The 20,593-nt window shown below is 66.0% G+C and carries 17 protein-coding genes and 2 pseudogenes; 11 read left to right on the top strand and 8 right to left on the bottom strand.

Translation table 11 applies throughout. The features are described from left to right. The first annotated feature begins 9 nt into the window (after positions 1 to 9). Positions 10 to 678 (top strand): class I SAM-dependent DNA methyltransferase, encoded by a 669-nt coding sequence (locus tag ACU6WZ_RS29005; protein ID WP_447034493.1) that lies wholly within the window; start codon positions 10 to 12, stop codon positions 676 to 678. 305 nt (positions 679 to 983) lie between these two features. On the opposite strand, the gene ACU6WZ_RS29000 is transcribed toward ACU6WZ_RS29005, so the two are convergent. Beyond that, the gene (locus tag ACU6WZ_RS29000; RefSeq protein WP_447034491.1) at positions 984 to 1,424 is read right to left on the bottom strand and encodes a MarR family winged helix-turn-helix transcriptional regulator; all 441 of its coding nucleotides are present in this window, start codon (positions 1,422 to 1,424) and stop codon (positions 984 to 986) included. A gap of 67 nt (positions 1,425 to 1,491) precedes the next feature. On the opposite strand from ACU6WZ_RS29000, the gene ACU6WZ_RS28995 reads away from it, so the two are divergent. After that, positions 1,492 to 1,866: a cupin domain-containing protein gene (locus ACU6WZ_RS28995; RefSeq protein ID WP_447034490.1), complete on the top strand. Its 375-nt coding sequence runs from the start codon at positions 1,492 to 1,494 to the stop codon at positions 1,864 to 1,866. A gap of 19 nt (positions 1,867 to 1,885) precedes the next feature. Here the strand turns inward: ACU6WZ_RS28995 and ACU6WZ_RS28990 are convergent, their stop codons facing one another. Then, positions 1,886 to 2,023: a hypothetical protein gene (locus ACU6WZ_RS28990; protein ID WP_447034488.1), complete on the bottom strand. Its 138-nt coding sequence runs from the start codon at positions 2,021 to 2,023 to the stop codon at positions 1,886 to 1,888. Positions 2,024 to 2,059: 36 nt separating this feature from the next. Between ACU6WZ_RS28990 and ACU6WZ_RS28985 the strand changes: the two are divergent. The 5 genes and pseudogenes from ACU6WZ_RS28985 to ACU6WZ_RS28965 all read left to right on the top strand — a co-directional run. Further along, positions 2,060 to 2,329 (top strand): annotated as a pseudogene (locus ACU6WZ_RS28985) (helix-turn-helix domain-containing protein); the annotation flags it as partial. Between the two features lie 71 nt (positions 2,330 to 2,400). Further along, the gene (locus ACU6WZ_RS28980; protein ID WP_447034486.1) at positions 2,401 to 4,797 is read left to right on the top strand and encodes a DNRLRE domain-containing protein; all 2,397 of its coding nucleotides are present in this window, start codon (positions 2,401 to 2,403) and stop codon (positions 4,795 to 4,797) included. An 11-nt stretch (positions 4,798 to 4,808) separates the two neighbouring features. Further along, entirely contained in the window at positions 4,809 to 5,972 is a 1,164-nt protein-coding gene (locus ACU6WZ_RS28975; protein WP_447034207.1) for an IS701 family transposase, read from the top strand. Between the two features lie 180 nt (positions 5,973 to 6,152). Continuing rightward, entirely contained in the window at positions 6,153 to 9,710 is a 3,558-nt protein-coding gene (locus ACU6WZ_RS28970; protein ID WP_447034484.1) for an RHS repeat-associated core domain-containing protein, read from the top strand. A gap of 1,054 nt (positions 9,711 to 10,764) precedes the next feature. Continuing rightward, the gene (locus ACU6WZ_RS28965; protein ID WP_447034482.1) at positions 10,765 to 11,631 is read left to right on the top strand and encodes an FKBP-type peptidyl-prolyl cis-trans isomerase; all 867 of its coding nucleotides are present in this window, start codon (positions 10,765 to 10,767) and stop codon (positions 11,629 to 11,631) included. Between the two features lie 126 nt (positions 11,632 to 11,757). Here the strand turns inward: ACU6WZ_RS28965 and ACU6WZ_RS28960 are convergent. Further along, positions 11,758 to 13,320, bottom strand: a pseudogene (locus ACU6WZ_RS28960) (ISAzo13 family transposase); the annotation flags it as partial. A gap of 193 nt (positions 13,321 to 13,513) precedes the next feature. On the opposite strand from ACU6WZ_RS28960, the gene istA reads away from it, so the two are divergent. The 3 genes from istA to ACU6WZ_RS28945 all read left to right on the top strand — a co-directional run bounded on the left by istA (position 13,514) and on the right by ACU6WZ_RS28945 (position 16,817). Then, complete coding sequence (gene istA, locus ACU6WZ_RS28955; RefSeq protein WP_447033763.1) at positions 13,514 to 15,103, top strand: IS21 family transposase; 1,590 nt, start codon at positions 13,514 to 13,516, stop codon at positions 15,101 to 15,103. After that, complete coding sequence (gene istB, locus ACU6WZ_RS28950; protein WP_447028588.1) at positions 15,103 to 15,879, top strand: IS21-like element helper ATPase IstB; 777 nt, start codon at positions 15,103 to 15,105, stop codon at positions 15,877 to 15,879. Before istA ends, istB begins: the two co-directional genes overlap by 1 nt. 80 nt (positions 15,880 to 15,959) lie before the next feature. Continuing rightward, a complete protein-coding gene (locus ACU6WZ_RS28945; RefSeq protein WP_447034481.1) occupies positions 15,960 to 16,817 on the top strand; it encodes a hypothetical protein in 858 nt (285 codons plus the stop codon). A 148-nt stretch (positions 16,818 to 16,965) separates the two neighbouring features. Here the strand turns inward: ACU6WZ_RS28945 and ACU6WZ_RS28940 are convergent, their stop codons facing one another. The 5 genes from ACU6WZ_RS28940 to ACU6WZ_RS28920 all read right to left on the bottom strand — a co-directional run bounded on the left by ACU6WZ_RS28940 (position 16,966) and on the right by ACU6WZ_RS28920 (position 19,568). After that, positions 16,966 to 17,286, bottom strand: coding sequence for a hypothetical protein (locus tag ACU6WZ_RS28940; protein WP_447034480.1), 321 nt, complete (start codon positions 17,284 to 17,286; stop codon positions 16,966 to 16,968). A 429-nt stretch (positions 17,287 to 17,715) separates the two neighbouring features. Beyond that, positions 17,716 to 18,246 (bottom strand): transposase family protein, encoded by a 531-nt coding sequence (locus ACU6WZ_RS28935; RefSeq protein ID WP_447034478.1) that lies wholly within the window; start codon positions 18,244 to 18,246, stop codon positions 17,716 to 17,718. Further along, the gene (locus tag ACU6WZ_RS28930) at positions 18,243 to 18,548 is read right to left on the bottom strand and encodes a helix-turn-helix domain-containing protein (protein WP_447034477.1); all 306 of its coding nucleotides are present in this window, start codon (positions 18,546 to 18,548) and stop codon (positions 18,243 to 18,245) included. The genes ACU6WZ_RS28935 and ACU6WZ_RS28930 overlap by 4 nt, the downstream gene beginning before the upstream one ends. 73 nt (positions 18,549 to 18,621) lie before the next feature. Continuing rightward, complete coding sequence (locus tag ACU6WZ_RS28925; protein WP_447034475.1) at positions 18,622 to 19,104, bottom strand: hypothetical protein; 483 nt, start codon at positions 19,102 to 19,104, stop codon at positions 18,622 to 18,624. A gap of 44 nt (positions 19,105 to 19,148) precedes the next feature. Continuing rightward, complete coding sequence (locus tag ACU6WZ_RS28920; protein WP_447034473.1) at positions 19,149 to 19,568, bottom strand: hypothetical protein; 420 nt, start codon at positions 19,566 to 19,568, stop codon at positions 19,149 to 19,151. 89 nt (positions 19,569 to 19,657) lie between these two features. Between ACU6WZ_RS28920 and ACU6WZ_RS28915 the strand changes: the two genes are divergently transcribed. After that, positions 19,658 to 20,593 (top strand): hypothetical protein, encoded by a 936-nt coding sequence (locus tag ACU6WZ_RS28915; RefSeq protein WP_447034471.1) that lies wholly within the window; start codon positions 19,658 to 19,660, stop codon positions 20,591 to 20,593.

Below are 20,593 nucleotides of genomic sequence, written 5' to 3'. Positions count from 1 at the left end.
TGTTGGCTGATGCGCGCACACCATATTGACCGCCCAGCCGATCTCGACGTCGTCCGTGAGTCCTACGACCAGGTGGCCGACAACTACGCCCACATGGTGGTGACGACGGGCATGGGTGACATCCGTCGCCATCCCTGGCTCAAGGCGTCGATCGACGCCTTCGCCGACACCGTAGGCGAGCTCGGGCCCGTCCTCGACGTCGGTTGCGGCCCCGGCACGGTGACCGGCTACCTCGCCGAACGCGGACTCGACGTATCCGGGGTAGACCTCTCTCCCCGCATGATCGAGAACGCGCGCCGTCTTCATCCGCAATGCCGCTTCAGCGTCGCCTCCGCCACCGAGCTCGACCTCGGTGAAGCCGCCCTCGGCGGCGTGCTCGGGTGGTGGTCACTGTTCAACCTCCCCCGCGATGTCCTTCCACAGGTCCTCGCCCACTTCGCGCACGCCCTGAAGCCGGGCGGGCACTTCATCGCCGCCACACACGTCGGCGACGAGGATGCAGTGCGCACCGAGGCCTACGGAGGAGTACCCGTTCGTTGGACCACGCACAAGTGGCGGCCCGAGCAGCTCGTGGACCTGATCGAGCAGGCCGGACTGCACCCGGTCGCCGAACTCCGGCTCCCTGCGGATGAGCAGACCGGGCCGGGCGTGGTCGTCATGGCCAAGCGCCCCGTCTGAGGACCCCAGGCCCCTGGAGGCGGCACGCCCTGCACTGCGCCCGCGCCCTCTACCTCGCAGCCCCCAACATCTGAGCAGCCCCACACGACGCCGCCTCCGGAGTCAACCCCCGAAGGACCTCCGGAGGCGACCACTTAGCTCGTGTGGCTACGGTACGCCGCCCACCTAAGTGGTCGGCTCCGGAAGTCCTTCGGGGGTTGCGGGGTCCACGACTTGCTGCGCGTCCCCGTCACGGGATGGCGCAAATCCGTTGTCCTGGATCCTTCTTGGTGACCTGCGATAGTCCAGGCCAGTTACTTACTGGCTCACCAGGCGGGGCGGATCGGCTCCCGTGGCGTAAGCCGGGCCAGGTCGGCGACAAGTTCACTGAAGCGCGCCTCGCCCAGCGCCTCTCGCCATGGTGCGACGGCAGCCCGGGCCGCCTCGTCGGCGGCGCGAGTGGCGGCCCAGCCGGCCTCGGTCAGCCCCAAGAGCCGGGCGCGGGCGTCATGGGGGTGTGGATGCCTCACCACGTACCCCTTGCGGACCAGCTCATCGACCAACTGGGCAGCGGCCTGCTTGGTCACCCCCAGGTGCTCGGCCAGGTTGGCCGTAGTGGCGTCGCCCAGGGAGATGCGGGCGAAGGCGAAGCCGTGCGCAGGTCGCAGGTCCTCGAATCCCCGCTGGGACACGCGAGCGTGGATCTCCTGCACCAACTGTCCCGAGAGTGCCAGCACGAGTGCGGAGAAGGCCAGAGCGTCATCCATGACCTTGACTATAACTCGTCAAGCTGCTTGTCTTTATGGACAAGTTACTTGTCTATAAGGAGTTGGCATGCCCTTCATTCGAAGTGACGAGGCCGTCGTGCACGAGATCCACGGTGCCCGCTTCGTTTCCTACGTCCGTCCGGGCACGGGCAGCCGGGATCTCGCCGCCTGGCGCGGCGAGATCCCGGCCGGAACGGTGGGTCCGGCCCACATGATCAGTCACGAGGAAACGTTCTACGTTCTGTCCGGCCGCCTCCGGCTTACCATCGGCGGCGAGAGCGCCGAACTCGGCGTCGGTGACGCAGCGGTGGCTCCGGCAGGCTCCGAGCTGGCGGTTGCCAATACCACCGACCAGCCCGCGCACATGTGGGTCACTACACGGGTCGGGCTCAGCGCCAAGCTGGCCGACGGCAGCACCATCACGCCACCCTGGACTCATTAGGCCCACAGAGGGCCGGTGGTCACGCTTCCCGGATCAGCGCCGCCTCAGTCACAACCGCACCGTCCGTCTGCTGCTGCTGCTGCTGCTGCTGCTGCTGGGTGAGGGTACGTACACGGGCGAAGTAGCGCAGACCCACGGCGGTGCCGACGAGAGCCACCGCTGGGCCAGAGCAAGGCCATCAAGCACGGCGTGGATGATGCCGTACCAGTCGATGCGGCAGGGTGCGCCCCGTCGTGATCCACTTCTCCCGATCGGCCCGCCTGTCATGCCCGTTGCCCCGGCCCGCCCGATAGTCCCGACCGCCGCCGAGCGCCAGCGGTTGAAGAAGATGGCCTACGGCCACAAGACCGAGCACCGGCTGCGGGTCCGCGCGCAGATCGTCCTGCACGCGGCACGGGGGCGTTCCAACGCACGCATCGCCCACGAGACGGGCCTGCACCTGGACACGGTCCGTACCTGGCAGGGCCGGTTCGCCCATGGCGGGCTGCCGGCCCTGGCCGACCGCAAGCGACCAGCTACGCCGGGCCGATCCGAGTGCAGCAGGACGGGGAATGGAAGGAAATCGACACGGCGCTCTCCGACGCTGGTGCCGCTCTGGAGCCGAAGGCCGCAGCAGCGGAGATCAGGGTCTCCGATGGTGGGGACACGAACCTGGCCTCGGTGACCAAAGGTGATACAACCTTCGGCCTCGGCTGGCAGGAAGCCTTGCCCACGCCGATGGTCAAAGGGCCCACCGCCTCCTACGATCTGGGCGGCGGGCAGACGCTAGAAGTCACCGCTCAAAAGCAGGGCTTCACTCAGAACGTCATTCTGGATCAGGCGCCAGACGCGCCGGTGTCCTATCGGATCCCGCTACAGATGGACGGGCTGAAGCTCTCTCAGGCCGCTTCAGGTCACCTGATGCTGAAGGATGATGCGGGCAAGCTGGTCGCTGAGGCCCCGGCACCGATGATGTGGGACGCCTCCAAACACCCGCTGTCCGGCGAGGCCGAGCACGTCGCGAAGGTCACCACGGAGATAGAGACCACTGCTGACGGCGCGCAAACCCTAGTCCTTACCCCGGATGCGGATTTCCTCGCAGATCCGGACCTGACATGGCCAGTGACGGTAGATCCGACCACGACGCTTTCGGCGACCACCGACACCTGGGTGCAGACCCCGGACTACTCAGACTCCCAGGTCTCCTCGCCGGAGCTGAAGTCCGGCACCTATGACACCGGCACCAACAAGGCTCGCTCGTTTCTGAAGTTCGACGTGGCCCGGTTCGCCGGCAAACATGTCACCGACACCAACCTGGCGCTGTACTCCGACTACTCCTCGACCTGTGCCACCACCGGCGCGGGCACCGAGGTGCGCCGCATCACCGGCAGCTGGGACTCGTCCACGATCACCTGGGCCGTGCAGCCGGCGACGACAGCCACCGACGCCGTGGTCAACAAGGCGGCGCTGGGTTACAACACTTCCTGCCCGGCCGGCACCGTCAACTTTGACATCGACGCCATCGTGTCGGCCTGGGCGGCCGGCTCGGCGAACTACGGGCTGCGGATCGCCGGTGCGAGCGAAACCGACCCGTACACTTGGCGGCGCTTCCGCTCGGCCAACTACGTCAACGGGTCCGACGCTCCGTCCGAGCCACACCTGACCGTCACTTACAACTCCTACCCGTCGGCGCCCACGGCGCAGGCCGTGTCGCCCTCAGCGGTGAACGCCTACAACGGCAACCGCTATGTCACCTCGCTGACTCCCACGCTGTCAGCGAAGGTGATCGACGCCGATGGCGGCAAGGTCAACGCACAGTTCGAGGTCACCCCGGACCCGGCCTACAGCGACTCCACCTACAGCTACACCGGCACGTCACCAGCGGTGACCTCGGGCAGCACCGCCTCGCTGGTCATTCCCACCGCTAGCGGCACCCACATGCGCTACCGCGTGCGCGCCTACGACGGAACCGACTACAGCAGCTGGAGCGCCTACAGCACGTTCTTGTTCAACACAGGCAAGCCGGTCGCTCCGACCATCTCCTGCCCCGCCTATCCGGTCAATTCATGGACGGCGAAGGCATCCGGCGCGGTGACCTGCACCCTGGACACCACATCCACCGACGGCCAAGGCTACTACTGGGGTCTGGACGCCTCGAATACCCCCAACAGGAAGGACGACACCACCAACGGCACCGGCGGTGACGCCCTAACAATCACCATCACGCCGGGTGACGGCTGGCACACCCTGTACGCAAAGACCATCGACTCCGGCGGCAATCTCTCCGCCACCGTCACCCAGTACACCTTCGGCGTCGGCGCTGATGGCGCCGCCATGCTCAGCCCTCGGGACGGCGACCGACCCGCCCGGCGCGTCGCCCTGGTCGCCACCGGCAAGTCCACTTATACCGGAGTCACCTACCAGTACAGGCGCGGAGAGACCGACACCTGGCACACCGTGCCACTTGCAGATGTCACCAAGAACAGCGACGGCTCCGCCGTCACGGCATGGCCGGTGGCCGCTCCAAATGGAGCGCCGCCCGCGCTGACCTGGAACATCACCACCACGTTCGCCAAAGACGGACCGATCGACATCCGGGCGGCGTTTACCGACGGCACGTCCACGGGCTACTCTCCGCTGATTACCGCCACCGTGGACCGGGAAGCCGGCGACGCTCCGAAACAGGATGTTGGGCTGGGCGAGGCGAATATGCTCACCGGCGACTACACCGTGACGGAAGGCGATGTCTCGGCGTTCGGGCTCGCCGTCACCCGCAGTCTCTCCTCCCGGCACGCCACCACAGGCGAGGACCTGGAGGGCCAGGCTCCGATCTTTGGCCCCGGTTGGATGTCCGGCGTCACGGCCGAGGCGAACGCCTCTAATACTGCAACCGCATGTGGCGTGACAGGGCGCCGTCTTGGTCGTTGGACTGACTGTGTGATGAATCGCTGACGGTCGCGCAGATCGAGAACTGGTCCGAGGGGATAGCCGATCTTCATGCTCGCTTTGCGGGCCATTTCGGCAGGTCGGAGCCGCGTGAGCGGGCGCTGGACTACCTGAGTACGTTGCTCGCACCGCTGGAGAAGAAAAACGGGTGGACGCTGGCCGAGCAGGCTGGCCAGCGTCGTCCGGACGGTTTCCAGCGGCTGCTGAACTTTGCCGACTGGGACGAGAATGCCGTCCGTGACGACGTGCGTGACTTCGTCGTCGAGACGATCGGCGCCAAGGACGCGGTGCTGATCGGGGACGACACCGGCTTCCTGAAGAAGGGCGTCAAGTCGGCCGGTGTCCAGCGGCAGTACTCCGGAACGGCCGGCCGCACGGAAAATTGTCAGATCGGCACGTTCCTGGCCTACGCCTCCGTGAAAGGCCGGGCGCTGATCGACCGGGAACTGTATGTCCCCGCCTCCTGGACCGATGACCGCGAGCGGTGCAGGCAGGCCGGGATCGGTGACGAGGTGCCCTTCGCCACGAAGATCGAGCATTTCAAGTGGATGCTGCAACGCGTGATCGACGCCCGTGTCCCCTTCGCCTGGGTCACTGCGGATGAGGCATACGGCCAGGTCAAACACATGCGGGCCTGGCTGGAGGAACGGCACGTCGCCTATGTACTGGCCACCAAGGTCAACGACACCGTGACCACCACCGATGGTGCGGTCGCCGAGGTGCGCGACCTGATCACCGCAGTGCCCCGGCAGAGATGGAAGCGGATCTCCGCCGGAGCGGGCGCGCACGGTCAGCGGTTCTACGACTGGGCCCGGATCGCTGTCCGCCCGCAGTGGCAGGACGGCTTCGGGCACTGGGTCCTGGCCCGCCGCAGCATCAGCGACCCCGCCGAGATCGCCTACTACGTCTGCTACGGCCCCGCCACCTCCCGGCTGAAAGACCTGGTCAGAACCGCTGGCGCACGGTGGCAGGTGGAGGAATGCTTCCAGATCGCCAAGGGCGAATGCGGCCTGGACCACTACCAGGTCCGTCTCTACCGGGCCTGGTACCGGCACATCACCCTCGCGATGGCCGCCCTCGCCTACCTGACCGCCACCCGTGCCGCAGAAGCCACAAAAGGGGCAGCCGAGACGACGAGCAAGACCTCATACCCCTCAGCGTCCCGGAGATCCGCCGGATGATCGGGCACGTCGTCATCACGCCCCGCTGCCACGACAACGAGCACCGTCTCCGCTGGTCACACTTCCGACGCCGCAGCCAGGCCCGAGCCCGCCGCTGCCACTACCAACGCCGAGGCCAAAACCCACACATGCGGTTGCAGTACTAACTGGAGCAATATCCGCAAGTCCTCGGCAACGTCCGTGGAACTGCTCGACGCACAGGGCGTTGGGGTCGGCTTCACCGCCACCAGCGCGGGTGGCTGGAAGCCCGAGCCGGGTTCCGACTATCTCACCTTGACCGGTGCGCCGACTGGGGCGTTCACGCTGAAGGACGCCAGCGGGGTGACCACCACTTTCGCCAAGGTGGACTCAGCAGCCACCACCTGGCAGGCTGCCACTTCGTATCGCGCGACATCGAACTCCACGGTCACAGTGGTCTCGGAGAAGGTCGTCTCGGGCGGCCAGACCCTGGCCCGGCCGAAGTACATGATCGCGCCAACCTCCGCAGTCCCCGCCGCCACCTGCGCGACGACCCCGTCGACCAAGGGCTGTCGGCTCCTGGAGTTCCGCTATGCCTCCACCACCGACGCGACAGGCACCACCTTCGGCTCCTTCACCGGCCAGGTAAGTGCTATCTACCAGTGGTCCACCGCCCCTGGCGCAACCAGTGCGACGTCACGGTGGATGCAGGGGTATCAGTACGACAACACCGGGCACCTTCGCGGCACCTGGCATCACGAGATCACTCCCTCAACCTTCACCGAGTACGGCTATGACAGTGCAGGCCGCTTGACCAAACTCGGCCAGCCCGGCGAGTTGCCGTGGACTTTCACCTACGGCAAGGCTGGCAACGCCGCGACGGCCGGCGAGGGCATGCTGCTCAAGGCATCCCGGCCGGGACTCAAGCAGGGCACTGCGGACGTCACGGAGGGAACAGCCGTGACGAGCCTCGTCTATGACGTACCACTCACCGGTGCCACCGCACCGAACGCGATGTCCCCCTCGGACGTCGCGGCCTGGGGGCAGACGGACGTGCCCACCGATGCCACCGCGGTTCTCCCCCCCGACGCGGTGCCGGCCTCGCACGACGGCCGCACCTTGACGAAGAGCGCCTACCAGCGTGCCGCGATCAGCTACACCAACGCCTCCGGGCGGGAAGTGAACACGGCCGAGCCCGGCGGCCACATCACCACCACCGAGTACAACTACCTCGGCAATACCGTGCGCGAGCTGACCGCAGGAAACCGGGAACTGGCCCTGGCCCAAAGCGGGCAGGCCCTTGCTACGCTCACCCAGCTGGGAATCAGTGACGCCACGCCTGCGGAGCGCGCCCAAGTGCTGTCCACCACCTACGGCTATGCCGGGGCGGATCAGCTTGAGGTAGAGTCTCTCGGCCCGTTGCATCAAGCCACCCTCACCAGCACGCTTACCGCGGGTGCGACCGGCAGTGACGTGCCGGCCGGCACTGAGGTTCCCGCACGGGAGCACCGCGTCACCGCTTACGACGAGGGTCGGCCCACTGACGGCAGTGCCAAGGTCAGCGGCTTGCCGACGACCATTACCACCGGCGCGCACGTGGACGGTTATCCGTCTGACGCGGACACCTCCAAGACAAGGACCACCTACGACTGGGACACGGCTCTGGCCACCAGTTCCATCGAGGATGCCGACGGTAAGAAGCTGACCAAGGCGACCGCATACGACGCCCAGGGCCGTGCCATCAAAACGACGCTGCCCAAGTCCGACGGTATGGACGCCGGCGCCACCGTCAGCAGCTACTGGTCTGCTACCGGCACCGGCCCCTGCAGCGGACGCCCGGAGTGGGCCGACCTGCTCTGCTCCGTAGGCGCAGCCGGTGCAATTATCGGGGGCGGCGCCAACCCCAGCCAACTGCCGACCAAAACCGTCGAATACGACTGGTGGGGACAGCCGTCCAGGTCGACGGAATCCGCGAACGGCGTCACCCGGACCAACTCCATCACCACTGACGCTCTCGGCCGGGTGATCAAGACCAGCGTCGCCGCAGGTGTAGGCACCCCGGTCCCCGACGTCACATTCACCTACGATGCGAGCAGCGGGCAGCAGGCGACTCAGTCCTCCAACGGTCAGACCATCACCACGAAGTACGACAAGCTCGGCCGCCAGATCAGTTACAACGACGGCGTAGGTAATACCACCGTCACGGAGTACGACCTGCTCGGCCGGCCGGTCAAGACGAGCGACTCGGCCCCGTCTACCAGCACCTACACCTACGACGCAGCCAAGGAACCCCGCGGCCTTCCCACTTCCATGAACGACTCGGTCGCCGGGACCTTCAGCGTGACCTACGACGCCGAAGCCCAAGTCGCGAAAGAGCAACTCCCCGGCGGCTACAGTCTCACTGTCCAGGCCAACAACGTCGGGGAAGCGACCTCGGCCGTCTATACCCGCGACACCGACGGAACTGTCGTCCTCTCCGACACAGCCGACTACTCCGTTCACGGCCGTATCGTCCACCACACAGGAACAGCAGGTAATACCACCCAGCAGGATTACGCCTACGACAACATCGGGCGCCTCATCCGTGCCGATGACACCGCAGCCGACGAAAGCTGTACTCGCCGCAGCTACGGCTTCGACAACAACACCAACCGCACATCGTCGACGACATCCATAAGTAACCCCGGCGTCACCTGCGTCGATACCGGCGCCACCGCAACAACCCACAGCTATGACAGTGCGGATCGGCTCATTGCCACCGGTGTCGTCTATGACGAATTCGGCCGGACCTTGACGCAAGCCACCGGCGCGACCGTCGAGTACTTCGCAAATGATCTGGTCCGTCGGCAGAGCACCGCTGACGTCCGCCAGACCTGGGACCTGGACGGCGCAGGACGCCTTGGCTCTTGGTCCACAGAGACCAAAAACACTGGCGACTCCTGGACGCAACAAGCGCGGAAGACCAACCACTACGCCGCCAGCGACGACAGCCCGTCCTGGATCGCCGAGGACGTCGGCGGGGCCATCTCCCGCAGTGTCGGCGGCATCAGCGGCAATCTAGAAGCCACCACCTCCGGCACTGGAAACATTGTCTTGCAGCTGGCCACCATTCACGGCGATGTCGGCCTCCAGCTACCGCTCGATGCCACGAAGAGCCCGGTCGTGCTCCGGCAAGACGAATACGGCAATCCGCTGGTCGACAGCCCTGCTACCCGTTACGGCTGGCTCGGGGCGAAGCAACGATCCACAGAGACTCCGACAGGGGCCGTCCTCATGGGCGTCCGACTCTACGACCCGACGCTGGGACGCTTCCTTTCGCCAGACCCGCTGCCCGGCGGTAACGCCAACGCTTATGACTACGTCATGGGCGACCCGCTGAACCGGGTAGACCTCAACGGAAAGTGGCACTCCTGGAGAACCATGTACTGGAGCAGCTGGGGTCATCTGGTCAGCCACACCTGGTCATACTGGAAAAACTGCTGGTGCCGGTCCGCAGGCTGGCACATCGGCACCTCGCTGTGGCTCAAGTTCAACCGCTCGTACACCAGGAAAATTGCCGGCTACTCGCACTATTTGTACGGCCCGGTTTCTGTAGCAGTCGCCTTCGTCCCCTATGTCGGGTGGTTCCTCACGATTCTCATCGCCAGCTACGGTTCCTGGACCCAAGCGATAGCGCAGAGCCAAAACAACCGAGGCGGATGCCTGGGCTTCTTCCTCACCAGCAGACTTAGATACGGATACTGGACGAGTTGGGCCTACCCATACCGCCGCAGTTGCTGAGCAGCTGGTTCCCTCATCTCGGATAAGAAAACCGATCTGCTGTGCCGGGCGCTCAACCTGCGCCCGGCACAGCAGATCACCTGCCATCATGCGGAATCCCGCGGCGAGGACCTCGGCAAGACTGAGCTCCTCCTCGTCGAATGGGGCCCATCCCAAGAGAAACGCGAGAACCGCTAATGCGTCGACTTCCCTCTCCCATCCTCCAATCAGTCGCCTTGTTTCTTGGCGGCCTGATTTCCGTCGTTTTCTACCTTGCTCTCTGGTTCGCCAGCGGACATCGCTCCCCAGCCTTCCTGGAGACGGCATCCCTCCTGTGGGGAGCGGCCTGGCTCAGGGTCATGCTCGATGCAGCAAGGCTTCATGGACTGATCAGCCGGAGCAACGACCAAAACCAGGGCACGCGCCCGCCATCGGTGAGTTGACAACACCCATCGCGCAAAAATTGACGAGGTTTCGATTTACCGAAGCAGGGGTGAGTAGCCGTAATTTACCCCTGCCTTCGGGTTTTTTTGTTGCTGATCAGGCTGCAGCAGTCATGACGCCACCGACACCGGCCGGATGATCGCACCCGTCCCCTCATTGCTTGCTGGGCGGCTGTGTCGGAACTTCCAACAGGTCTCCCCCGGACACGCCACCCGAGGGTGGCAGTCGTAGGAGAAATCCGTACGGTCACGCTTCTGCCCCGCGTTGACGCAAATGGGAAACGATGAACGCACCCCGGAGAGCAGTATAAAAAGGCGTCCACGTTTATGGTTTGCAGGAAATTCTTATTATTTCATCAGTAGATTCATTCCCTCGACGCCAAAGGGTGTACTGCTGTAAATCTTAACTTGCGGGCACGCAGGCGGAAAATCAAATTATGATGAGAATTTTCCACATGGCTCAACTGAATCGTAGTGTTAGGAGACCTATGCGCCGCATTGTAATTACACTCGCTGCTTGCATCATCCTGATGGCAGGTTGTAGCTCGAACAAGACGCCGACCCCCAGCGCCACGCATCGGGCACTTCCGGCTCCCAGCGTGCCAGCTCATCGACCAGATATACCGAACTCGGTGACGACGGACACGGTAACGCCGAAGGTGTCAGGGGCATTCGGCGAGAGGGCGAAGATAGGAATTCCCCAGGCCAGGCCGAGTGGAAAGTTCGTTGTGTCACCCCTCAACGCCGGGAAGGGGGCGAAAGTCAGACAGGGTGACGTTGTCGTTATTAATTACACGGCCAAGATCTGGCAGGGCCATTCGACGTTGCCCGACACCTACCGACAGGGCGCACGACCATTGGTTTTCCCCGTCGCCAAGAGTGCGGTCATTCCCGCGCTGGACCGCGCAGTCTACGGCCAGCAGGCTGGTAGCAGGATTATGGTCGTGGCGCCGGCGGCCGCAGCCTACGGCGAGACGGGCAATGCCGGACTGGGCGTGGACGGCACGGACACGGTAGTTTTCGTGGTGGACATTATGAGGGTCATCGGAGCAAAGTCGATCATCGACGGGCACCAGCAGCCGGTTCCCGGTGACCTGCCACGGATCAACGCTGCCCACGCAGCCGCTCAGATCACGGTCCCTGACAGGGCAGCCCCCGAGCGGCTGATTACCAGGATGCTCATTCCGGGTACAGGGCCTGCCGTGAAGGCCGGGCAGAAGGTGGTGTTCCAGTATTCCGGCGCAGTATGGGCGGCCAACCGCGGTGAGGAGCAAGCAACAATTTTCGACTCCTCCTGGTCGCACGGCGGAGCCACGAGTGTGGTGCTCGGCCGTGGAAACGCCATCGAGGGCTGGGACAAAGGGCTGATGGGCACCAAGGTAGGAAGCCGAGTCCTCCTCATTGTGCCACCGGGCCAGGGTTACGGATCGCAACCGCAAAAGGGTATCCCCGCGAAGTCCACCCTGGTATTCGTTATTGACGTCTTGGCAGCAGCGTAGGCAACAAGGGAAGCGGCCTAGTACTACAGGGATAGATCTTGATCGATGTGTGCGGCAAGATGGTCTGCCGTGAGCATGCGAGGTCCAGGGACCTGCCGATCAATAAATCCTAGATCTTGGTGAGGATTACGGGGGTGTGAGGTCGTGCCCGGCGATCTCGGCGAGCTGTTGTGCCGTGGTCACGGTGAGGGCGCCGACCGGGACCGTGTATCCGAGCGCGGTGAGTACGGGCGTGGCCTCCCGGAGGGTCGCGCCGATCCGGCTCTTGGCCAGGCCGGTTGCCTCGGCGAGTGGCGTCTGGGCCATGGACCAGCGCTTCGTGAGGAGGAAGACGACAAGCTGGTCGGCGACGGAGAGCCGTCTGCTGCCGGCGCCGGGGCCGCCGTCGGGACGTTTGCCGGGCAGGAAGATCGGCGGGTGCTCGGCACACCAGGCTTGGCAGCGGGCGGCGAGATCGTCGAAGGCGGCGGGTTCGAGCCCGGTGAGGCTGGGGTGCCGCAGCCACATGGGGAGCTTGTCGCCGGTGGGAAAGCGTCCGAACTCGACGCTTGGTGACGCCAATTCAGGAGCGAGTGGTTCGGGGCGCAGGGTGTAGTTCCACGTGCCATGCCACTCGTGCGGCGTCAGGGGCAGGCGTTCCATGACGGTGTCGGGGACGGTGACGCCGGTGGGGTAGGCGCCGGGGTCGAGCTCGGCGTGGACGGACAGTCCGCTGCGTGTCGTGGTCGCTCCGATGGTGCTGACGACGACTTCGTGGCTGGTCAGGGGCCTGCCACGCCAGTTGATGCTGATCTGTGAGAACAGCCGGTGCTCTATTTTGTTCCATTTCGATGTTCCCGGTGGAAAGTGACAGACAGTCACTTCAAGGCCCGTCTCGTAGGCGAAGTCCGCGAGTTCCTTCTTCCAGGCGCGCACACGGTAGCCGTTGGAGCCTCCGCCGTCGGCGGTAACCAGCAGGCGGGAAGCATGTGGGTAGCGGCGGCGCCCCTCACCGTTCCACCAGCGGCGCAAAGTGGCCACCGCGAAGGCAGAGGTGTCCCCGTCGCAGCCCACCGACACCCAGCCTGCGTCCGCGCCGATGTCGTAGATCCCGTACGGCACCGCTTTCTGGGCGCCCTTCTCGGGGAAGTCGTGTGCGCGGACCTGCACCGGCTGTCCGGCGCGGTGCCACTCGCGTCCGATGACCGCGTAGTTGCCCAGCGTCTCCTTTTTCTTGGCATCCACGCTGATGACCGGCTGCCCCTCGGCAAGGTACGCCGTGACCTGGTCGTTGATGTAGCGGAACTGGGCGTCCCGGTCCGGATGCCGGGCCCCCTCGGTGGTCCTGGAGGTGCCCTGCAGAGAGAAGCCCTCCGCCTTCAACAGCGCGGCCGCCGTGTCCGAACCGACCCGGTGCCCCTGACGCGTCAGCTCGGCCGCCAGATTCCGGGTGGACTTCACCGTCCACAGCAGCGGAGATTCCGGGTCGCCGCGCTGATCCGGCTCGACCAGCGCCAGCAACGCGGGCAATAGTCCCGGATCGGCCTCCCGCAAGGGCTTCCGACCCGCGCCCGGTGCCCGGACCCGGCCAGCGGGCTCCTCCGCGTGCTCCAGCTCCCGCTTCCCGCGCGACACCGTGGACTCCGCCACCCCGGCCGCTCCGGCCACCATGCGGATCCCGCCATGGCCCAGAACGCGGGCCGCGGCGCCTGTGAGCGATCACGAAATTCCCCAGGTGAGGCGGGTTCCGCGTCACGTAATTCCCCACCCCCGCGGTCACGTAATTCCCCATGGGGACGACGGACGCAGCGGGTAGTGGTCCTGGCCGTCGAGATGACGGACGCTTCCTCGATCAGTGGTTCGAGGTCGAGGGAAGCGCACGATGGCAAGGAGAACGTTCAACGTGGTCGATGTGACCGAGATCTATGTCCACTGGTACGCGGGCCGCTCCAAGAGCGAGCTGGCCGCGTCGCTGGGACTGGACCGCAAGACGATCAGGAAGTACCTGGCCCCGGCGGAGGCCGCCGGGATGGCCCCGGGCGGGGCGGCGATGGCCGCGGAGGACTGGGCCTCTCTGATCAAGGGCTGGTTCCCCGAGCTCGCCGATGCCCGGTTGCGGCAGGTGACCTGGCCCGAGATCGACAAGCACCGTGATTACATCAAGAGCCTGCTGGGGACGGTGACCGTCGCCACGATCCACCAACGGCTGCGGGACGAGAACGAGTTGGTGGTTTCGGTGTCGTCGCTTCGGCGGTGGATATCGGCGACGCTGCCCGAGGAGACCCGTCGCTCTCAGGTCACGGTCCTGCGCGACGAGATCGAGCCGGGGCTGGAGGCTCAGATCGACTACGGCTTCCTTGGCCAGTGGATCAACCCGCGGAGCGGGAAGCGGCACCGGATCTGGGCGTTCGTGATGGTGCTGCCGTGCTCGCGGCACATGTTCGTCCGCCCGGTGATCCACCTGGACCAGCACTCCTGGACCGAATCCCACGTCGAAGCCTTCAGATTCTTCGGCGGCGTCCCGCAGCGGCTGGTGCCCGACAACCTGAAGACCGGGGTGGACAAGCCCGACCTCTACGACCCTAAAATCAACAAAGCGTATGCCGAACTCGCGGCCCATTACGGTGCGTTGGTAGATCCAGCCCGCGCTCTGAAGCCAAAAGATAAACCGCGCGTCGAGCGCCCTATGCCCTATATACGTGATTCCTGGTGGCGGGGCCGGGAGTTCTTCTCGCTCGAGCAGATGCAGGCCGAGGCCATCCGGTGGTGCACCGAAGTCGCCGGTCAGCGGCAGTGCCGCCCGCTGGGCGGGGCCGCCCCGGCCTCGGTTTTCGAGGCCGTCGAGGCGTCCACGCTGCTGCCGCTGCCGAAGACCCCGTTCGTGCTCGCGAAGTGGTCGACGGCCACCGTCGGCCCGGACATTCACATCAAGGCCGGCCGCACCCTCTACTCGGTGCCGTGGAAACTGATGGGCAAGCGGGTCGACGTCCGCTCGACCGCGACCTTCGTGCAGGTCTTCCACGACGGCGAACTGGTCAAGACCCACGGGGCACTTGAGCAGGGCAAGCGCACCCATGCCAGCGACTACCCGCCGGAGAAGATCGCTTTCCACATGCGGACCCCGACCTGGTGCCGGACCCAGTCCGCGCAGGTCGGCACGGCCTGCCGCGAGGTGGTCGATGGGCTGCTGGAGGTCAACGCGCTCTATCGGCTCCGCGCCGCCCAGGGGATCCTCGGCCTGCGCAAGAAGTACGGCGAGGGCAGGCTGGAGGCCGCCTGCGCCAAGGCGACCCTGGTCGGCGACCCGTCCTATCGCACGATCAAGGGCATCCTCGTCGCCGGCACCGAGACCGAGCCGGCCCCCGAATCCTCCGGCGATGGCGGAGCCGCCGCCTTCCTGCACGGACCTCAGCGGCTCTTCGCGACCGCGACACCCCCCGACATGACGAACGACGACCGTGATGACCACCGTCACGAAGAAGGAGTGGCGTGATGAGCATCATGGACACCGCCCTGCGGGACGCGCTTCGCGCGCTGAAGCTCTCGGGCATGCTGGAAACTCTCGACGCCCGCCTCTCGCAGGCCCACGGCGGCGAGCTCGGCCACCTGGAGTTCCTCCAGATCCTCTGCCAGGACGAGATCACCCGCCGGGAGACCGTCGCCTTCCAACGGCGCCTGACCCGGGCGAAGTTCGAGCAGCAGGTCACCTTGGAGGAGTTCGACTTCGCGGCCTCCCCGAAGATACCCGCGGCCCAGGTCCGCGACCTTGCGGCACTGCGCTGGCTGCACACCGGCGAGTCCGTAATTTTGTTCGGGCCGGTCGGCGTTGGGAAGACACACGTCGCCCAGGCACTCGGACATATGGCGATCCGCCAGGGCGCCAACGTCCGCTTCGCCAAGACCAGCCGGGTTCTGGCCGACCTGGCCGGCGGCCACGCGGACCGCACCTGGGACCGCCGACTGCGCGAACTGGTACGGCCCGACGTGCTCATCCTGGACGACTTCGCGATGCGCCAGCTGACCGCGGCCCAGGCCGACGACCTCTACGAGCTGGTCTCCGAGCGGCAGGGCCGGTCGCTGATCCTGACCAGCAACAGGGCGCCGAGCGACTGGTATCCGCTCTTCCCCAACCCCGTCGTCGCCGAGTCCCTCCTGGACCGGCTCATCAACACCAGCCATCAGGTGATCATGAACGGTCCCAGCTACCGCCCCAACAAGCGGCCCCGCGCAGGCGTCACCGACAAGACAAACAAGCCCTCGATCAAGTAGACATGGACGAGGCCAGGACCTGGGGAATTACGTGACGCTGAGCCCGGGGAATTACGTGATCGTCCACACTGCCTGACCCCTTGCGTCGCATCGAGCTGTTCGACCTCCTCGACCAAGCCGTCACGCAGATCACCGACCGCAGCACGCCCGAGCACATGCCGCTGACCTTCTCCTCTCCGGGACCCGACACTTTCAGCTCCAATGCCTTGAACTACAGGGCCGACAGCGACACCCTGCTGCACCTGCTGGCCACCGGCGTCTTCCACGACAATGGCACCCACGACCACGTATGGGAGCGCGCCGTCGAGCGCCTCGTCCGCCTGCGCGACACCACACCGGGACCCTTCCACGAGCACCTCGAGATACTGCGTCACCTCCCGGCACTGCTGGCCACCTGGACAATCGGCATCGCTGCCATCCTCGGCCACCGCGAAGGGCTCCTCGCCAGCGCATTGTCGCGCCCGGAGTGGGCCATCCCCCACTCCGGGCACCCCCGCCAGAGGCCGGCCTGGTACCTCAACCCCAACCACGTGCTTGAGATCGAGAACATGCACGTCCTGAACCCGTCCGGAAACGGGGGCAGGCTGCTGTATCCCCAGAGCAACTGGCTGAAGAACACGCTGCGTGAGCCCTTCCGAATCCTGGAGCCCAGCGACAGCGCGTATCTCGAAGCGTGCGCCCGATTCGAGTTCCTCGCCTCCATGATCGCCATGGACACCGACAACGAGAACGACTACCGCGCCTATCCCTGGGCCGGAGAGTTCATCCTCGGCAGCATCTGGGGCTACGACAACGACGGGATCGCCAGCACCATCGAAGCGGAGCTCACCGACACCTGGCCGCTACTCGCCGCCGGCGCCTTCAGAGGCCAACTCGCCCGCGCCCAGAAGGCCCACGCTGATCTCACCGAGTGGGGGAGGAGCAACCAGCGGCGGTGATCGTCTGCCACGACGCACCGGGCATCGAAGTCTCAGACGCCGGCGCGAGAACACGCACGATGCGATCTCGCAATAGTCCATCGCGAGTCCGGGCAGGATGATCCTGTCTGGCCCCAATATCGTCGGGTCAGCCGAAGCCAAGTGTCCGCTACGACGGCGCTCCCCTGCTCACCCCGCCCCAACCCTCCAGGAAGGCGGTGAGGGCGCGGCGTTGCTCTTTTTCGCGGGCGACCTGCTGGGCGAGGATGTCGCGGTCGATGTACGGGCCGACGGCGGCGAGGACGAGGCGCTGGAGTTCGGCTGGCTCCAGGGCCTCCACCTCCCACTGCACCGGTCGGCGGGGGTCGAAGTCGTAGCGGCGGGCGAAAGCCGGCCACCTCGGATCGCCCTGCTTGCCTCGGTCGCGGGCAGCTCGTAGGCGCGGACCTGGTCGTAGGTCAGCAGGACACGCTCCGTCCGGCTCCAACATCCCGTACGCACCACCCAGCCCCGCTCGATGTCCTCACCCGAGCAATCGAAATCACCAACCACAAGAAGAACCCCGTCGCGAGGGTCGGCGGTGACACGGTCGTGAACGACGTCGGCGTACGACTGGGAGCCGAAGCCGCGGACCACCAGTGCGATGTGCCGCCTCCATGGCAGCGAGCCAGCTGGGGATATACCGCCCAACGACAGCCAAGAATTCGCGAAGTATCACCGCCGTGTCAGTGGCACGCCGCGGCCACGGATCGACAACGTGCGCAAACACCGTTCTCCCGCTCAACCGTGACTGACACGCTCTCACTGAGGCTCCGCCAAGCTCGTTTCCGCAGGTCAGTTGGTCTAGTGTGATGTTCCGGTGAGGTCCTCGCGCTGGCAGGCGGGGTGATCGTTGGGGCGAGATCATCCGCCTGCCCCGTCAGCGCTGTACTTCGCTGTTAGCCAGGACGAGCAGGGCCCGCAGGAGCGTGGTCGCCTGCCGGGTGTCCGTGCGGAGTTTGGTCAGGATCCGCCATGACTTGAGGTTCGCGAAGCCGTGTTCGTTGGCGGCGCGTTCGCGGCTGACCAGGCGGTTCGCTTCCTTCTCGGCGGCCGTCAGCTGGTGATTGCGGGTGGCCTTGCGGCCAGTGATGATCACCGGGTCGTCTTCGGGCTTGTCGTCCAGGCCGACGAAGCCAAGGTCGGCCAAGGCGCCGAGGCCGGCCTCCCTCAGATGTCCGGTGATCTTGCTGTGGCGGGCGGTGGTGATCTCGCTGGACCGGCCAGGCTTGGCCGCGGAGATCCAGATCAGGTTGCCCTTCTCGTCGGTGAGCGCGAGAAACAGCAGGCCATGGGCCTTATGTTTGCCGGAGTAGTTCTTCCGGTCGTCCTTTCCGGTGCGGCGGTGGGTGCGGATCAGGGTGCCGTCCAGGAGGACCACGACCCCGCCGCTGCCGGCGATCTTCTTCAACGCGCGGTCCAGGCGTGGGCGCGGGCGGCCAGCAGCTCGACGACTTCTTTCACCCAGCGGCGGACGGTGGACTCGCCGACCTGGTTGCCGTCGGCCATGTCGGCCAGGCGCTGGTCGTGACGGAGTACGGCGAGCACGATGAGGGCCTGCTTACCAGGTTCGGCCTTGCGCCAGACAGAGCGCATCCGGTTGCGGCGTTGGCGTATCAGGCCGGCGACGAGATCGATGGTCCGCTTCGACAGCGGGAGACGAACCTGGTAGACAACATCCTCAGGGCCCTCGGCGGGCTGGTTTTTGGTCACACACTTACCAACTCCCGCCGGGGGTCTTCGCGTTACGGCATAAACCGGCCCGTCCGGCTGACGGCGTCACCGGTCAGCGTGGCAGGTAGCGCCCGGACGCGGTGCGCGAGAGCCAGCCCCGGTCGGCCAGTTTGCGCAGCCGGCCCCGGACCGGCTCGATCTTCGCCGGGGTCGCCTCCCGGCCCAGCCCGAGGGCGACGTCCTTGGCCGTCACCGGACCGTCCGCCCCGGCCACGATCTCCATGACCCGCCGATATTCCGAGGTCAGGACCTCCCGTCCCATCCCCTCGACGCGGTCCGGCACCACCCGCATCCCGCCCGCACCCGGACCCACCGTCACAGCGGCCGGCTCCGGCTCCGGCTCCGGCTCCGGTGACACGATGCCCGGCGGTCGCCGTCCACCATCGGCGGCCTCGACCCACTGCCCGAACACCACCTCGGCAGCCTCCAACCGGGCGACCTCCGTGTCGAGTTCGTCCAGCTCCTTGCGCAGCGGCTCGGCACGTTTCGCCAACTCAAGCCGCCGTTCGATCGTCCACGTCAGCACATCCGCCATGAGGATCCCTCCCGGCGCAGAACCTACGCGGCGCCCTGCGAACCTCACTCCAGAACCCGCGAGGCGCCGCTTCGATGACGGAGAGCGTGAACGGCGTAGTGAAGGACTTCGACAGGAGTGAGGATCTTCAGGTCGCCGAGGACGTAGTACAGCGGGGTGGGTGCGTGGGCGGCGGTGAAGAGCAGGCCGGCGGTCACGGTGGCGGCGCTGATGGCGTAGCGGTCGCTGTGGGTGCTGGGCATGCGGTCTTTGGCATCGATGGTGACCAGTTCGGCTCCGCGGGCGGCGATCAGGTCGGGGAACTGCCGCAGGGCGGAGCGGGTGTGGCGCAGAGCGTCCTGGATGGCGGTGGGGTAGGTGCCTTGCCCGCAGGGCTGGACGGTCCACCCTCTATCCCGCAGGGCTTGCGCGACCCGCTGTTCGTGCCGGTCTCCTACTTCCTTACGGTCCGACCAGTGCGGCACTGCTCCCCCTTGGCCTGCTCCCGACGATCCGGTGAGTAGTACGAAGCGATGTCTCTTCGTGCTACTACGGTAGAGGCTAGGATGCTGTCATGGCGGCATACGTTGACCCACGGTTTCGTCCCACGCTCTGGCCCGGCTCTCCGGTCCCGGCACCGCAGTTGGCCCCTGTCGCGGGGGTCCGCGTCGACGGCGACTGGATCGTCTGGGACATCGGCCGCCCGTCGGCTGTACCGGCGACGACAGCACTCCCCGACGACTTCTACCTGCGCGAACTGCTTGAGCTCGACCCCGACGACCTGTCGACCCTGGCCGGCTGGATCGGAAGCTACGGGATGTTCTGCGAGTTCGGCAGCGGCCTCGACGACGTCAACTGGAGCATTGAGGAACAGGACGCACTCCAAGAGCTGGCGGAGCGCCAGTACCAGCACAAAGGCGGATTCGGTGTGCACCGCGACCTGTTCAAGATCTACCTCCGGGAAGCCCAGGAGGCCATCACGACCTGGCTGGCCTGCTGCCGCGAAGGGGGTCTCGATGAGCTCATCGATCCCGAGGTCACCGAAACAAGGCTCGCGCAGCTGCAGGCCGACAACGCCCACCGCGGTGACGGATGGCCCGAAAACTTCAAGGTCCTGCGGGAGTTGCTGCTCTGGGAGCGGCTGAGTCAGCTCAAGAACGCGATACAAAAAGCCCTGCAGCCGTTCAGTATCGGCATCGGCAGCCTCACCGACCGCTACCCGACCATCTACTCGGTGGCCTTCCTCCAGCTCTACAACCACATGGCGGAAGGCGCGACCGTACGCCAGTGCGCCAACGAAACCTGCCAGCGCCCCTTCGTCCGCCAGAGGGGCCGCGCCGAGTACGGCCAGCACCGCACCAGCGGCATCAAGTACTGCACCCGCGAATGCGCCCGCGCCCAAGCCCAGCGCGAATTGCGCAGACGCCGCAAGCAACTGACAGCCCCGGCAGCACTCAACCCCACGACGGCCGCACCCCGGCCGGCAGCCGTCGACCCGCAAGGAGCCTGA

The organism is Streptomyces hypolithicus (genome assembly GCF_052934925.1).
The sequence above is the reverse complement of the archived record's forward strand: the minus strand, read 5'-3'. Positions and strand labels throughout refer to the sequence as shown.

What these genes read in the sequence shown, in the direction of transcription:
- ACU6WZ_RS29005 (WP_447034493.1), top strand. Translation starts at nt 10, where the DNA reads ATGCGCGCACACCATATTGACCGCCCAGCCGATCTCGACGTCGTCCGT.
- ACU6WZ_RS29000 (WP_447034491.1), bottom strand. Translation starts at nt 1,424, where the DNA reads ATGGATGACGCTCTGGCCTTCTCCGCACTCGTGCTGGCACTCTCGGGA.
- ACU6WZ_RS28995 (WP_447034490.1), top strand. Translation starts at nt 1,492, where the DNA reads ATGCCCTTCATTCGAAGTGACGAGGCCGTCGTGCACGAGATCCACGGT.
- istB (WP_447028588.1), top strand. Translation starts at nt 15,103, where the DNA reads ATGAGCATCATGGACACCGCCCTGCGGGACGCGCTTCGCGCGCTGAAG.
- ACU6WZ_RS28940 (WP_447034480.1), bottom strand. Translation starts at nt 17,286, where the DNA reads ATGTTGGAGCCGGACGGAGCGTGTCCTGCTGACCTACGACCAGGTCCG.
- ACU6WZ_RS28925 (WP_447034475.1), bottom strand. Translation starts at nt 19,104, where the DNA reads ATGGCGGATGTGCTGACGTGGACGATCGAACGGCGGCTTGAGTTGGCG.
- ACU6WZ_RS28915 (WP_447034471.1), top strand. Translation starts at nt 19,658, where the DNA reads ATGGCGGCATACGTTGACCCACGGTTTCGTCCCACGCTCTGGCCCGGC.